Annotated in this window: 11 protein-coding genes; 4 read left to right on the plus strand and 7 right to left on the minus strand. The window is 71.6% G+C overall.

Annotated features, from left to right (window positions below):
- Positions 1-60: 60 nt before the first annotated feature.
- Complete coding sequence (locus ABFX81_RS04385; protein WP_086854650.1) at positions 61-486, minus strand: MarR family winged helix-turn-helix transcriptional regulator; 426 nt, start codon at positions 484-486, stop codon at positions 61-63.
- 233 nt (positions 487-719) lie between these two features.
- Between ABFX81_RS04385 and ABFX81_RS04390 the strand changes: the two genes are divergently transcribed.
- The 4 genes from ABFX81_RS04390 to ABFX81_RS04405 are packed head-to-tail and all read left to right on the plus strand — an operon-like array spanning position 720 to position 4,498.
- The gene (locus tag ABFX81_RS04390; protein ID WP_086854651.1) at positions 720-1,637 is read left to right on the plus strand and encodes an SDR family oxidoreductase; all 918 of its coding nucleotides are present in this window, start codon (positions 720-722) and stop codon (positions 1,635-1,637) included.
- Positions 1,637-2,512, plus strand: coding sequence for an amidohydrolase family protein (locus tag ABFX81_RS04395; protein WP_086601287.1), 876 nt, complete (start codon positions 1,637-1,639; stop codon positions 2,510-2,512). The genes ABFX81_RS04390 and ABFX81_RS04395 overlap by 1 nt, the downstream gene beginning before the upstream one ends.
- A gap of 10 nt (positions 2,513-2,522) precedes the next feature.
- The gene (locus ABFX81_RS04400) at positions 2,523-4,031 is read left to right on the plus strand and encodes a long-chain-fatty-acid--CoA ligase (RefSeq protein ID WP_086854652.1); all 1,509 of its coding nucleotides are present in this window, start codon (positions 2,523-2,525) and stop codon (positions 4,029-4,031) included.
- Positions 4,032-4,042: 11 nt separating this feature from the next.
- Positions 4,043-4,498, plus strand: a complete 456-nt coding sequence (locus ABFX81_RS04405; protein ID WP_086854653.1) for a MaoC family dehydratase — start codon at positions 4,043-4,045, stop codon at positions 4,496-4,498.
- 6 nt (positions 4,499-4,504) lie between these two features.
- On the opposite strand, the gene ABFX81_RS04410 is transcribed toward ABFX81_RS04405, so the two are convergent.
- The 6 genes from ABFX81_RS04410 to ABFX81_RS04435 all read right to left on the minus strand — a co-directional run bounded on the left by ABFX81_RS04410 (position 4,505) and on the right by ABFX81_RS04435 (position 13,663).
- Positions 4,505-5,332 carry a PaaX family transcriptional regulator C-terminal domain-containing protein gene (locus ABFX81_RS04410; RefSeq protein ID WP_086854658.1) on the minus strand — a complete coding sequence of 276 codons (828 nt, stop codon included), beginning with the start codon at positions 5,330-5,332 and terminating at the stop codon, positions 4,505-4,507.
- A 24-nt stretch (positions 5,333-5,356) separates the two neighbouring features.
- The gene (locus tag ABFX81_RS04415) at positions 5,357-6,205 is read right to left on the minus strand and encodes a hypothetical protein (protein ID WP_086854654.1); all 849 of its coding nucleotides are present in this window, start codon (positions 6,203-6,205) and stop codon (positions 5,357-5,359) included.
- Between the two features lie 4 nt (positions 6,206-6,209).
- Entirely contained in the window at positions 6,210-7,886 is a 1,677-nt protein-coding gene (locus ABFX81_RS04420; RefSeq protein ID WP_086854655.1) for a PHP domain-containing protein, read from the minus strand.
- Positions 7,887-7,903: 17 nt separating this feature from the next.
- Positions 7,904-9,748, minus strand: a complete 1,845-nt coding sequence (locus ABFX81_RS04425) for a LamG-like jellyroll fold domain-containing protein (protein WP_086854656.1) — start codon at positions 9,746-9,748, stop codon at positions 7,904-7,906.
- Positions 9,749-9,836: 88 nt separating this feature from the next.
- Positions 9,837-12,770, minus strand: coding sequence for a glycoside hydrolase family 2 TIM barrel-domain containing protein (locus tag ABFX81_RS04430; protein WP_346137638.1), 2,934 nt, complete (start codon positions 12,768-12,770; stop codon positions 9,837-9,839).
- Complete coding sequence (locus ABFX81_RS04435) at positions 12,767-13,663, minus strand: alkaline phosphatase family protein (RefSeq protein WP_346137639.1); 897 nt, start codon at positions 13,661-13,663, stop codon at positions 12,767-12,769. The genes ABFX81_RS04430 and ABFX81_RS04435 overlap by 4 nt, the downstream gene beginning before the upstream one ends.
- Positions 13,664-13,712 lie beyond the last annotated feature (49 nt).

Genomic DNA, 13,712 nt, shown 5'->3' on the forward strand with positions numbered 1-13,712 from the left:
GTCTCGGTTGGCCGATGAAGTTATGCATCCATCGTGCAGCCGTCAATCATTTGCACAACATCAGTTCAGTCCGTCCTCGGCGATCCGCAGCAGCAGCCCGTGCAGCGCCTCCCGGTCGGCCGGGTCCAGCGGGCCCAGGAGCTCGTTCGTCACCCGCTGGCCGGCCTCGTCGGTGTCGCGGAGGAACGCGCGGCCCTTCTCGGTCAGCACGACGATCCGGCTGCGGCGGTCGTCGGGGGAGGGGCGGCGCTCGGCGAAGCCCTGCTTCTCCAGGTCGTCGACCAGGCCGACGATCGCGCTCGGGTCGTAGCCGAGCCGGGTGCTCAGCTCGCGCTGGAGGGCGCCCTCCGAGGTGGCGAGGAAGCGCAGCACCGCGTAGTGGCGCAGGCGCAGGCCCGACTCCTGGAGGCAGGCGTTGAAGAGCTGTCCCGAGCGCAGGCCCAGGCGGTACAGCAGGTAGCCCGTGTCGGCGTGCAGCCCGCGCATCCACGGCTCCTGGGCGTCGATGGGCTTCGGGGGGACGTTCTGGCGTGTGATGACGGGCTCCCTGTGCTCGGTGCTTACTGAGGATTCCAGCATCTCGCACCCCTGGGTCATCAACAACTATTGACGTCAACAATTATTGCTCTTAGCTTCGATCTCGTAGCCGCATCCCCGAGCGACTCGTAGCCGCACCCTCAAGCGACTCGTAACCGCACCCCATGCGAAGGGACTCACCCGTGCCCACCATCGATCTCACCGGCAAGGCCGCCGTCGTCACCGGAAGCGGCCGGGGCCTCGGCCTCGCCTACGCCCACGCCCTGGCCGCCCACGGCGCCTCCGTGGTCGTCAACGACGTCGACGAGGCGGTGGCCGAGGCGGCCGTGAAGTCCATCACCGAGGCGGGCGGCAAGGCTGTGGCGGAGGTGGTCCCGGTCGGTACGGCCGAGGCGGCGGACCGGCTGGTCGCCCGCGCGGTCGAGGAGTTCGGCCGGCTGGACGTCCTCGTCACCAACGCCGGCATCCTCCGCGACAAGGTGCTGTGGAAGATGACCGACGACGACTTCGACGCGGTGATCACCACCCATCTCAAGGGCACCTTCACCTGCGCCCGCGCCGCCGCCGTCCGGATGCGCGAGCAGGGCGAGGGCGGCTCGCTGATCCTGGTCGGCTCCCCGGCCGGCCAGCGCGGCAACTTCGGCCAGACGAACTACGCCGCCGCCAAGGCCGGCATCGCGGCGATGGCCCGCACCTGGTCCATGGAGCTGGGCCGCGCGAACATCACCGTCAACGCGATCGTGCCGGTCGCCGCGACCGCGATGACCGAGACGATCCCGGCGTTCACCCCGTACATCGAGGCGATGAGGAACGGCGAGCCGCTGCCGGACTTCCTGCGCAAGGGCGAGGGCTTCGGCACCCCCGAGGACTGTGCCGCCCTCGTCCCGTTCCTGGCCTCCGAGGCCGCGCGCGGCGTGACCGGTCAGTGCATCGGCATCGGCGGCGACAAGGTGGCACTCTGGTCGCACCCGCAGGAGATCAGGGCGGCGTACGCCGACGGCGGCTGGACCCCCGGCGCGCTGGCGGACGCCTGGCCCACCTCGGTCGGTGCCGAACCCCAGTCGGTCGGCATCCCGGCGCCGAAGTTCCCGGAGGCGTGATGGACCTGAACGACCTCGTCGCGATCGACGTCCACACCCATGCGGAGGTCTCCTCCAAGGGCCACTCCTCCCTGGACGACGACCTGCACGACGCCTCCTCGGCCTACTTCAAGGTCGAGGGCAAGCGGAAGCCGACCCTGGAGGAGACCGCCGCGTACTACCGCGAGCGGAAGATGGCCGCCGTGATCTTCACGGTCGACGCCGAGTCCGCCACCGGCACGGCGCCCGTCCCCAACGAGGAGGTCGCCGAGGCCGCCGCCGCCAACGCCGACGTCCTCATCCCCTTCGCCTCCATCGACCCCTTCCGCGGGAAGGCGGGGGTGAAGCAGGCCCGGCGCCTGGTCGAGGAGTACGGGGTGAAGGGCTTCAAGTTCCACCCCAGCATCCAGGGCTTCTTCCCCAACGACCGGTCGGTGGCCTACGACCTGTACGAGGTGATCGAGGAGACCGGCACGATCGCCCTGTTCCACACCGGCCAGACCGGCATCGGGGCCGGCGTGCCCGGCGGGGGCGGCATCAGGCTCAAGTACTCCAATCCGCTGCACGTCGACGACGTCGCAGCCGACTTCCCGCACCTGAAGATCATCCTGGCGCACCCGTCGTTCCCCTGGCAGGACGAGGCCCTGGCCGTCGCCACGCACAAGCCGGGCGTGCACATCGACCTGTCCGGCTGGTCGCCGAAGTACTTCCCGCCGCAGCTCGTGCAGTACGCGAACACGCTGCTGAAGGACAAGGTCCTCTTCGGCTCCGACTTCCCCGTCCTCACCCCCGACCGCTGGCTCGCCGACTTCGACAAGCTGACGATCAAGGAAGAGGTCCGGCCGAAGATCCTCAAGGAGAACGCCGCCCGCCTGCTCGGGCTGACGAAACCGTAAGGGGCGTGACATGCGCAACGAGGGACTGGGGTCGTGGCCCGCACGCCGGGCCCGCAAGACCCCGCACCGCACCGCCCTGATCCACGGCGACACCACCCGCACCTACGCCGGCCTGTACGACCGCACCACCCGGCTCGCGCACGCCCTGCGCGAGAGGGGCGTCCGCCGCGGCGACCGCGTCGCCTACCTCGGCCCGAACCACCCCGCCTACCTGGAGACCATGTTCGCGGCCGGCACCCTCGGCGCGGTCTTCGTCCCCCTCAACATCCGGCTGGCCGGCCCCGAGATCGCCTACCAGCTCGCCGACTCCGGAGCCAAGGCCCTCGTCTACGGCCCCTCGCACGCCGGTCTGGTCGCGGGACTGCCGGGCAGCACGGACGTCCGTACGTACGTCGAAGTGGGCGCCGAGTACGAGGAGGCGCTGGCCTCGGCGTCCCGGGAGCCCATCGACACGCCGGTCGCCCCGGACGACACCTGCATCATCATGTACACCTCGGGGACGACCGGCCGCCCCAAGGGCGCGATGCTCACCCACGGCAACCTCACCTGGAACGCGATCAACGTCCTCGTCGACCACGACCTGATCGCCGACGAACGCGCCCTGGTCTCCGCCCCGCTGTTCCACACCGCAGGGCTGAACATGCTGACGCTCCCGGTCCTGCTGAAGGGCGGCACCTGCGTCCTGGTCGAGGCCTTCGACCCGGACGCCACCTTCGACCTGATCGAACGGCACCGGATCACCTTCATGTTCGGCGTGCCCACCATGTTCGACCAGGTGGCCCGGCACCCGCGCTGGCCGGACGCCGACCTGTCGTCGCTGCGCATCCTGACCTGCGGCGGCTCCCCGGTCCCGACCCCGCTGATCGCGGCGTACCAGCGGCGCGGCCTGACCTTCCTCCAGGGCTACGGCATGACCGAGGCCGCCCCCGGCACGCTGTTCCTGGACGCCGAGCACGCCGTCAGCAAGGCCGGGTCGGCGGGCGTGCCGCACTTCTTCAGCGACGTACGCGTCGTACGACCCGACCTCGCGCCGGTCGACGTCGGCGAGGTGGGCGAGGTCGTGGTGCGCGGCCCGCACGTCATGCCCGGCTACTGGGGGCTGCCCGAGGAGACGGCCGCGTCGTTCGCGGACGGCTGGTTCCGCAGCGGCGACGCCGCCCAGATCGACGAGGACGGCTACGTCCACATCGTCGACCGCCTCAAGGACATGATCATCTCCGGCGGCGAGAACATCTACCCCGCCGAGATCGAGGACCAGCTCCTCGCCCACCCGGACATCGTCGAGTGCGCGGTGATCGGGGTGCCGGACGACAAGTGGGGCGAGGTGCCCCGCGCGGTCGTCGTGCCCCGTGAGGGCGCCGCACTCGACCCGGACGAGGTGCTCGCGTCGCTCGCCGGCCGCCTCGCCAAGTACAAGATCCCGAAGTCGGTCGTGGTGGCGGACGAACTGCCCCGCACCGCCTCCGGAAAGCTCCTCAAGTCCCGTGTGCGCAAGCGCTACGGCACCGACTCCCAGTGAAGGACGGCTCCATGAGCATCACCGTCAACGGCCTCGACGAACTGAAGAAGCTCGCGGGCAGCGACCTCGGCACCAGTGAGTGGATCGAGGTCACGCAGGAGCGGATCGACACCTTCGCCGACGCGACCGGGGACCACCAGTGGATCCACGTCGACCCCGAGAAGGCCAAGGAGGGCCCCTTCGGCGCCCCCATCGCGCACGGCTACCTCACGCTCTCCCTCTTCATCCCGCTGTTCACCGAGCTCCTGGACGTCCAGGGCGTGACGACGAAGGTCAACTACGGGCTCAACAAGGTGCGTTTCCCCTCCCCGGTGAAGGTCGGCTCCCGCATCCGGCTGACGGCGAAGCTCGCCGAGGTCGAGGAGGTGCCGGGCGGCGTGCAGATCACCGTCGACGGCGCCATCGAGATCGAGGGCGGTGCCAAACCGGCCGCGGTGCTCCAGAGCCTGTCGCGGTTCTACGCCTGACACCCCTTAGGCCTGAGGCCGCGCGGGCACCAGGTCGAGCAGGCGTTCCGAGGCGTCACGCGCGAGCGGTGAGAGCCGGTCGTGCACCGCCCGGAACGTCTTCTCGGCCTGTTCCGCCGGCCAGTCGTCCGGCAGGTGCTTGACGGGCAGGCGCGGATCGCGCCGGACGATCCGCAGCCACTCGGTCGCCAGCCGCAGCCGCAGCACGAGCCCGTCGTCGGGATGCGGCAGCTCGTCCTCCCACGGCTGCCAGCGCCGAACGAATGCCTCGTAGCGCCCGGCCAGGTCGGACAGCTCCCACGTTTCCTCGATCATCTGGCCGATGTCCATCCCGGCGTCGGCGTGCGCGCGGAAGACCTTCACATGGGCGGACAGGCCGAGCTCGGCCACCAGCGCCGACACGTCGACCTCGCCCGGCGCGATCCACAGGCCGTTGAACAGCGGGCCGAAGCCGCTCCAGGTCAGCTGGGAGCGCAGGTCGTGGCGCTGGCGCTGCCAGGACTCGGGCAGGGAGAAGCCGAGCAGGGTCCAGGTGCCGTCCCACTGCCGGTTGACGGCACCGGTCTGCCAGATGCGCCGCTCGCCGTCGCGCAGCACGGCCTCCGAACGCTCGGTCAGCCCGAAGTACATCCGGCGGCCCTCGCGCTGGCGGCGCAGCAGGTCACGGTTGACCATGCGGGTCAGCGTCGAACGGGTCGCCTGCTCGCCGATACCGGCGCGGGCGAACACCTCGATGACGCTGCCCGAGTACACGCACACGTCGCGCCCGAGCACCTGGTCGCCCAGGAACGTCAGCATGAGGGACTGGGGCCGCAGCGACTCTTCACCGGTCACGCGGCCCACCGTACCTCCGCCCGATCAGTCGGTGACCTGCTGGTACGCGTGGACGGCCGTCGTCACCGCGCACACGCCCGGCGGGATCATCTGCGTCCTCAGGGTGCCGCTGTTCGCGTCGTAGTCGACGCCCTCCGTCTCGAAGGCGCCCGTGCACACGCTGCGCTGCGGCAGCGCGAAGAGACTGGTCACCGTGCCGGTGACCGGCTGCCCGTCCAGCTCGCGGGGCAGGTCGACCTGGAGCAGCGGCCGGATCTCCGGGAAGAGGGTGCCCGAGGCGTCGTTCGAGGCGCACAGCAGGCGGGTGCCGGTGACGAAGTCGCAGCCCTGGATGTCGCGCACGGGCTTGTCCAGGGTGATCTGCCCGGCCTCCCTCAGCTCGCCGCCGGTGGCCGGCGTGGAGGGGTTCAGCAGGGGCGCCGGGAAGACCTGGAGCCGGTTCTGCGTGCCCCACTCGCCCGACACCAGCCACCGGTCGTCGGGCGAGACGGTCGCGAAGGAGTTGTTCAGCTTCTCGCCCGGGTTCAGCGGGTGGACGTACTCGTAGCGCTTCCCGGCCGGGGTGGTGACCGCGAACATCTTGGACGTGGCCGTGTCCGCGCCCTGGTAGGCGTCGAAGACATGCCCGCGCGCGATGTCCGGGTCGCCTATGTGGTTCCAGCCCTTGACCCGCAGGTCCAGCGGGATGGAGGCCAGCCCGCGGTACAGCAGGGAGCCGTCCGCGCGGCTGGCCAGGCCCTGCCCGCCGCCGAGGGTGTCGGTGTACGCCGTGCCGGTCTGGGTCCACTGCGGGGCACCGGCGGCCGAGGCCGTGCCGGCGCCCAGCGTGAAGGCGCCTAATAACGCGGTCGCGGCGAGCAGTTGACGTCTCATCAGGTCAGGCACCTTCCACGTCGACGAATACCGGGTTCGAATAGAACCACGTATCGGCCCACGGGTCACCGTCCCCGGGCGCGTGCGGAACGGGCCCGTGCGGATCGACCGAGGCGCCGAGGTAGCCGGTGCCGTTGCGGTTGCCGTCGCTGCCGCGCAGCCGGACGTAGAAGGACTCCTCGCCCGCGGTCAGCGGAACGCGCAGGGTGTAGGTGCCCGTGCGGCCGGAGACGTCCTGCGAGCGGACGACGCGCGTGTCGGGGGCCTGCCAGGTGTCGCGGTCGGCGACCGGGCCGCGCACCGCGCCGCGGATGACGTCCACGTGCGCCAACTCGGGCAGGATGCCCTGCGGGTTGGGCCGTGAGGCGGTCGTCACGGTGACGTCCAGGGTGAGCTTCTCGCCCTTGCGGACCCGCAGCCGGCCGCCGAGCGTCACCCCCCGGCCCCGGTCGAGGTCCCGCTTCAGCCGCACGTCGAGCCCGTCGAGCAGATGCCCGTGGTCGAGCCAGACCCGGCCCGCGCGCAGGCCCGCCATGACCGCGCGGTAGCCGTAGCGGGTCACGCCCACGTGGGTACGGCTGAACTGCCCGGGCCAGAAGTCGCTGCCCGGCTGCGGGGTGTCCGTGTTCACCGGGTCGGGCAGCTTCCCGGTGCTGTCGAAGGTCTGGCCCGGCTGCCAGTCGCCGTTCTTCCAGGTGTCGAAGACGATCCGGTGGGCGTCGGAGTTGGTGGTGACCGAGAACAGCCGGCCCTCGGCGAGCATCGAGTCCCACAGGCCGCCGACGGTGGCGGTCGCCCAGTCGAAGCCGCCGTACGTCAGGTAGGCGTCCGCCGGGTAGCCCGGCCAGGACTGCGCGGACGGCTTGTTCTCGTACTCGCCGCGGATCGAGGTCGCCCCGCGCCAGCCGGGGATGGCAGCGCCCTGGGCGCCCGGCGCGCCCTCCATGCCGATCACGATCCCGGGCGCCGCGTCCCGCCAGTTGCGCATCTCGTGCGGGGAGTCGATGCCCAGGCGCAGCGGGTGGTTGGCGAGGACCAGCACGTCGTCGACGTAGCCCGAACGGCGCTGCTCTGCGAGCCACTTGAGCGCCTTGACGGCGTGCGCCTCGTTGCGGGCGGTGTCCGCGTCGGCGGGGCCGCCCTTGTCGTAGCCGAGCAGTTTGCCGTCGTAGGCGCGCTCGAACCGGGTCAGCAGGTCAACCTCGTGCGGTCCGGGAGCGGTGAACACCGTGCAGTGCTCGGCCGCCGGGATGTACCACTCCAGGCCCTGGAAGATCAGCTGACGCGGGTTCTCGGCGCGCGCCTCGAGGATCTCCCGGTGCTCCAGCGTGGCCCCGAAGTCGGCGTGACCGAAGTTGGAGTGCTCGGTGAACACCATCCAGTCCAGGCCGTACTTCGCGCCCGCGGCGGCCAGCTGGGAGAACGTGTACTTGGCGTCGTGGCTGTAGACGGAGTGGATGTGGTGGTCGCCGACGAGGTAGGCGAGGCGGGGGTCCTCGCCGCCCAGCAGTGTGTCGCCGCCGTCGGCGGCCAAGGCCGGGGTCGCCGCCGAGCCCAGGGCGAACGCGGCGCCGAACAGGCCCGCGCGGCGCAGGAGCCCGCGGCGGGAGACGCCCTGGGGGTCGAGGGCGTCGGGGGAGACGGACGGGTCGGCCCACGCGGGCAGTTGCTGCTCTGTCATGAGGGTTCCCTGGGAGGTCAGTGGTTCATGAAGGAGGTGACGGGCAGCGCCCGCGCGACGATCCGGACGTCACCGAGCCGGCCGTGGAAGATCTGGTCGATCTCGCCGCCGTACTCATAGCCGCCGAGCAGCCACGGCAGTCCGACGGAGGTGATGCCGATGGAGGACGCCTTGGGGTTGCGGAGCACCGGGCAGCCCTCGACGTACATCGTGGTGTGCCTGCCGTCGTTGACGACCGCGAGGTGCCACCAGGTCTCCAGCGGGGTCTCCTGGCCCCAGTTGGTGGCGATGCCCTGCTGGTTGAGCGGGCGCATCGCCCACTGCGGTTCGCGGTCGTTGGACAGGGACAGCGTGGCCAGCGGTTCGTCCGGGTCGTCGGCGGTCTTCCCGGCGGCGCCGCCCGTGCCCGTGCGCCCGACCAGGCCCGACCAGGCGTGGTGGTCCGGGTCCCAGTCGGCGGGCAGCCGGTAGAACGCCTCGATGGTGTAGCCGTCCTCGAACGTGGCCGAGTTGAGCGGGGCGCCGTCGACCGTGCGCAGGTAGGCGCCCTTCAGCGGGGACTTGAAGCCCTGGAACTCCAGGCTGCCGTGGCCCGGCTGGTCGGGGTGGTGGTCAGCCGACCAGTCCAGGGCGCCGCCGCCCACCGTGACGACCGCGAGATCGTTGCCGCGCCCGGACAGGTCCCGGACGGTTCCGGCCGTGCCGGCCGTCCTGTCAACGGGCTTCTCGAAGCGCCAGTACGCCATCGTGCCCGGGACCAGTACCTTCGAGACGGGGCGCGCCGGACGGGCGGGCACGGGCGCGAAGCCGGAGAAGCGCTCCTGGAAGTCGATCTCGACGGAGAACCGGTCGGCGTCGCCGCTCAGCTCCATCTCCTGCCGCTCCAGCTCGTTGAGCCCCTTCTTGGCCCGCCCCAGGATCCACGGGGAGACCGTCTCCACGTCGATGACGTTCCGGTCCAGGTCGAACCGGTAGAGGCGGATCATCGCCGCCCCGCCGAAGTAGCGGTTCTGGTAGTTCGTCAGATGCAGGTGGACATCGTGCCCGGCCGCGTTCTTCCGGGTCGCGCGGGCGGCGGGCCAGTAGTGCCCGTTGAGGGTGAGGAAGATCTGGTCGTGGTCCTCGACCAGCTGGTCCCAGAGCTGCTGGCCGTAGTCGGACAACGAGTCGTCCTCGACGACCAGTTCGTGCGTCGTGAGGATCACGGGCGTCTTCGGATGCCGCGCCATGACCTCCTTCGCCCACGCGTATCCCTGCGGCGACAGCCGCCAGTCCAGCGCGAGCACCATCCACTCCCGGCCGCCCGCGGTGAACAGGTGGAAGGTGTTGTAGCCGTCCGGGGAGGCACCGCCGAACGTCCGCTGCCCCTTGAACCGCTTCGGCCCGAAGGCGTCCAGATACGGCGTCGCACCGCGCTGGTCGGTCGTCGACGACTTCACGTCGTGGTTGCCGGCCAGGACGCTGTAGCCGACGCCCCGCCGGTCCAGCAGCGCGAACGCCTCGCCGATCGCCGCGAACTCCTCCTTCGCGCCGTTCTGCGTGAGGTCCCCCAGGTGGGACAGGAAGACGAGGTTCTCCTCCCCGCCCTGCTCCAGCAGATAGCGCAGCGACGCCTCGACCGGCGCCTTGTCGATGCTCGGCCCGTCGAAGAGGTACTGGGTGTCCGGCATCACGGCGAGCGTGAAGCGGCGGCTGCGCGGGTCGGGTCGCCAACTCGCCGGCGCCGCCCGGGCGGTGACGGCCGGCAGCGCGGCCACCGCCGTGGCGGTGGCGCCGAGCAGTGCGGTGGCGCGCAGGAAACCGCGTCTTCCGGCATCGGCCTGGGGTGCCTCACCCAGGGGGTGGTCATGCGAAACGCACACGGGTGCTCCATGAAGGGTGACGGGGCGGGAGGCTCGGAGAAGGGTGACGGGGAGGGATGCTCGGAGAAGGGGACGGGGAGGGGAGAACTCAGAGAACGCGCAGCGTCCAGCTCCAGCGATGGACACCGGACACGACGAGGTAGGAGGCGAAGGTGTCGGGCCCGCACGACGCCGTGCCCAGCCCGCGGTGCGCCGCGTCGATGTGCACCACGCACCCGGCCCGCGGCACCAGTTCGTCATGGTGCGCGGCCGAGGCGAGGTCGGCCGCACGATGGCGGGTCACACAGACCTGGTGTGGCCGATCCAGCCGCACGGCGAGCCCGGTCGCGTCCGGCGCGGACAGCGTGAACCGCCGTACGCCGTGCCGCCCGCCGCTCTCCTGGGGCCGCAGGTACGGGGTGAACAACTCGTCCACCGGCAGCGAGTGGTGGCCGACGGGCGCGCCCGTTCCCCGGTCCGGATACGACTCCCAGGGGCCCTGCCCGAACCACTCCAGCAGGTTCAGCCCGGACGCCGTCTCGAAGACCGACCCGACCCGGGCCACGTCGTCCAGCTCCTCGGGCAGCTCGGCGCACTCCTCCACCAGCAGCCCGCCCTCGACCGCCGTGAACACCTGCTCGTGCCGGACGGTCCCGCCCGGGCAGAGGTAGTCGCAGACCACCGCCACCCGTCCCGGGTCACGCCGTACGGCGACGACCTCGCGGGTGGGCGCGTCGAGTCCCCAGTCCCGCCAGCGGGCCGCCATGCCGCCCAGTTCGTCGTTGTCGGTGGGCGCCCGCCACAGCGACAGCGTGGGCCCTGCCGTCAGCAGCGGATGGACCAGCAGCCCGTCCTCGCCGACCTCCACGGGGCGGTGCGTGACGGGGACGTGCCGCACCGGGGACGCGTGCCGCAGCCGTGCCTGCGGCAGGCACACCACCGTGCCGCGCGGCGCCCACGGCTCGTCCCGGGCCGTCGTGACCCGCAGTGTCAGCCACGCCTCGCCGCCGTCCTCCGGCAGCTCGAACGGCAGCGGTACGGCGGCCGTCTCGCCCGGCCGCAGACCGGGCAGCTCGGCGGGGGCGGTCAGGGTGCCGCCGTCGGCGAGGGACAGCTCCCACTCGCCGGACAGCCAGTCCAGCCCCCGGAAGTGCTGGTGGTTGCCCAGGACGACGCCCTCGTGCCGGAAGCACTCGATGCGCAGCGGCGCGGCGATCTCCCGGTGCTCGAACATCACGGGCTTGGGGGTGCGGTCGGGGAAGACGACCCCGTCGGCGATGAAGGCGCCGTCGTGGTCGGTCTCCCCGAAGTCGCCGCCGTACGCCCAGCGATGGCCGGGCGCGGCGACACCGTTGTCATGGAGCCCGGCGCCCCCACGCCCGGCCGGTCTGCCGTCGTTCACACGCTGGAGGATGCCGTGGTCCCAGAACTCCCAGATGAACCCGCCCTGAAGTCCCGGGGTGGCCTCGATGGCCTCCCAATGGTCCGCGAGCGTGCCGTTGCTGTTGCCCATGGCGTGCGAGTACTCGCACTGGATGAGCGGCTTGGTCTGCCGCCCGGACATGGCGTGCGCCAGGCATTCCTGGAGCGGCGCGTACATCGGGCAGGCGATGTCGGAGGCCAGGTCCGGGTCGGCCCAGCCGCGCTTGGCCGCGCCCTCGTACTGCACCGGCCGGGTCGGGTCGTGCCGGCGCACCCAGCCCGCGGCCGCGTCGTGGTTCGCGCCGTAGTCGGACTCGTTGCCCAGCGACCAGATGATGACGGACGGGTGGTTCTTGTCCCGCAGCACCATCCGCGCGACCCGGTCGACGAAGGCGCCCAGATAGCGCGGGTCGTCGGCGATCTCGTGCGCGTGGTCGTGCGCCTCGATGTCGGCCTCGTCCACGACGTAGAAGCCGAGCTCGTCGGCCAGGTCGTACAGGGCCGGGTCGTTCGGGTAGTGCGCGGTGCGGATCGCGTTGAAGCCGAACCGCTTCAGCAGGACGAGGTCCGCGCGCATGTCGTCGTACGACACCGTGCGTCCCGTCAGCGGATGGAAGTCGTGCCGGTTGACGCCCCGGATGAACACTCGCTCGCCGTTGACCAGCAGGTCCCGGCCGGTGATCTCGACGTCACGGAAGCCGATCCGGTGCCGGGAGGTGTCGGCGACCGTGCCGTCGGCCCGGTGGAGGCGGACGGTCAGGCCGTACAGCTCGGGTGTCTCGGCGTTCCAGGTGCGCACGTCCGCCACGGCGGCCCGCAGCCGGGCCTCGCCGAGGAAGCCGGAGACGCGCTCGTCCTCGGCGTTGGCCCGGTCGAACTCCGTGTCCTGCGTGAGCAGCTGCCCGTCCAGCTCCCCGCTGACGTACCAGCCCTCGGGCAGGGCCCCGTCCGAGTGCCGCACGAGGCAGTCCACGCGCAGGTCGCCGTCCCGCCGGGCCCGTACGGTCACGTCCGCCAGATGCAGCGGGTCCCTCGCGTACAGCAGCACCGAGCGGGTGATCCCGCCGTGCCACCACTGGTCCTGGTCCTCGATGTGCGAGGCGTCCGACCACTTCACGACGGTCAGGCGGAGGGCGGCCCGCTCCCCGGGGCGCAGCACGTCCGTCAGATCGAACTCGGCGGCCAGGTGGGAGTCCTTGGAGATCCCGACCGGCCGTCCGTCCACGTGCACCAGCAGCACGCTCTCCGCCGCCCCGACCTGGAGCACGATCCGCCGCCCGGCCCACTCGGCCGGCACGTCGACCGCGCGCTCGTACACGCCCGTCGGGTTGGCGGCGGGCGCGTCCGGCGGGAACTCGCCGAACGGCATACGGACGTTGAGGTACCGCGGCAGATCGTCCGTGCCCTGCATGGTCCAGACACCGGGGACGTACACCGCCGACCAGTCCTCGCCCACCGGGGCGTCCGGCGCGGGCAGCAGCTGGAAACGCCAGTCGCCGTCCAGTGAAACGGCCCCGGGCCGCCGGTCGACGGCGTTCATCGCAAGCCGCCGCCAGGAGGTCACCTCGGGTGCTTCCCAGGGGCGCAGGGCGATCAGGGGATCGGGGAGTGCGTCGGTCATGGCCATTCCGAAGTCGGTGGGGTGGGCGGGGGCAGGGCACGGCCCGGCAGGCCCCAGGCGGGGTCGACAGGGATGCCGAGACGGTCCAGGACGGTGGGGGCGATGTCGACGAGGCGGGGCGTGTCGAGCCCGGTGCCTCCGGGCATGCCGGGCTCGGCGAGGATGACGAAGACCTCCCGTTCGGCATGCGTGTCGCCGCCGTGGCCGCCGGTGTCGAGGTGACCGTGGTCCGTGGTGACCAGCACGGTCCAGTGCTCGTCGGCGCGCCGCGCGTCGATCGCCTCCAGGAGCCGCCCCAGGTGGGCGTCCTGGGCGAGCAGGGCCCGGTCGTAGGCGGGGGAGAGGGGGCCGGTGGCATGACCGGCCTCGTCGGTGGCGCCGAAGTACACGAACACGACGTCCGGGTCGTCCTCGGTGAGCCAGCGCGCGGCGGTGTCGGCGACGAGGCGGTCGGTGGATTCGTAGCCGTCGGACTCGCCGTCGTAGCGCACTCGCCGGCCAATGGCGGGGCCGAGGACGCCGCGGTCGACCAGTTCCGGCCAGGACACCACGGCCGCGGTGCGCAGACCGGGCCGGGCGGTGGCGGCGCGGCTGAGGAAGTCGGGGTAGCGGGTGTAGTCGGCACCGAGGAAGTCGTTGCCGGTCACTCCGTGCCGCTCGGGCCACACCCCGGTCAGCACGCTGGACCAGCCGGGCCCGGAGTCCGTGTAGGCCGTGCCGGCCGACGGCCCGTCCTCGGCCCGGCCGTAGGGCAGCATGCTGGTGCCGTGGGCGCCGGTGCCCATCAGGCCGTGCAGCACGGGTGCGGTGGCGTGGGATCGGATCAACCGGTCGTGGCGGAGCCCGTCCATACCGACGACGAGCACCTTGGCGCGTGCGCTGCTGTCCGTCACTGCTTGCCTCCCTCGTCGCTGGGGGTGCTGCACTGGCCCTATCGACCAC

This window comes from Streptomyces coeruleofuscus, assembly GCF_039532725.1.
GTDB lineage: Bacteria > Actinomycetota > Actinomycetes > Streptomycetales > Streptomycetaceae > Streptomyces > Streptomyces coeruleofuscus.

Coding starts and splice junctions, on each gene's coding strand:
- ABFX81_RS04385 (WP_086854650.1), bottom strand. CDS start 486: ATGCGCGGGCTGCACGCCGACACGGGCTACCTGCTGTACCGCCTGGGC.
- ABFX81_RS04400 (WP_086854652.1), top strand. CDS start 2,523: ATGCGCAACGAGGGACTGGGGTCGTGGCCCGCACGCCGGGCCCGCAAG.
- ABFX81_RS04395 (WP_086601287.1), top strand. CDS start 1,637: ATGGACCTGAACGACCTCGTCGCGATCGACGTCCACACCCATGCGGAG.
- ABFX81_RS04430 (WP_346137638.1), bottom strand. CDS start 12,770: ATGACCGACGCACTCCCCGATCCCCTGATCGCCCTGCGCCCCTGGGAA.
- ABFX81_RS04405 (WP_086854653.1), top strand. CDS start 4,043: ATGAGCATCACCGTCAACGGCCTCGACGAACTGAAGAAGCTCGCGGGC.
- ABFX81_RS04415 (WP_086854654.1), bottom strand. CDS start 6,205: ATGAGACGTCAACTGCTCGCCGCGACCGCGTTATTAGGCGCCTTCACG.
- ABFX81_RS04420 (WP_086854655.1), bottom strand. CDS start 7,886: ATGACAGAGCAGCAACTGCCCGCGTGGGCCGACCCGTCCGTCTCCCCC.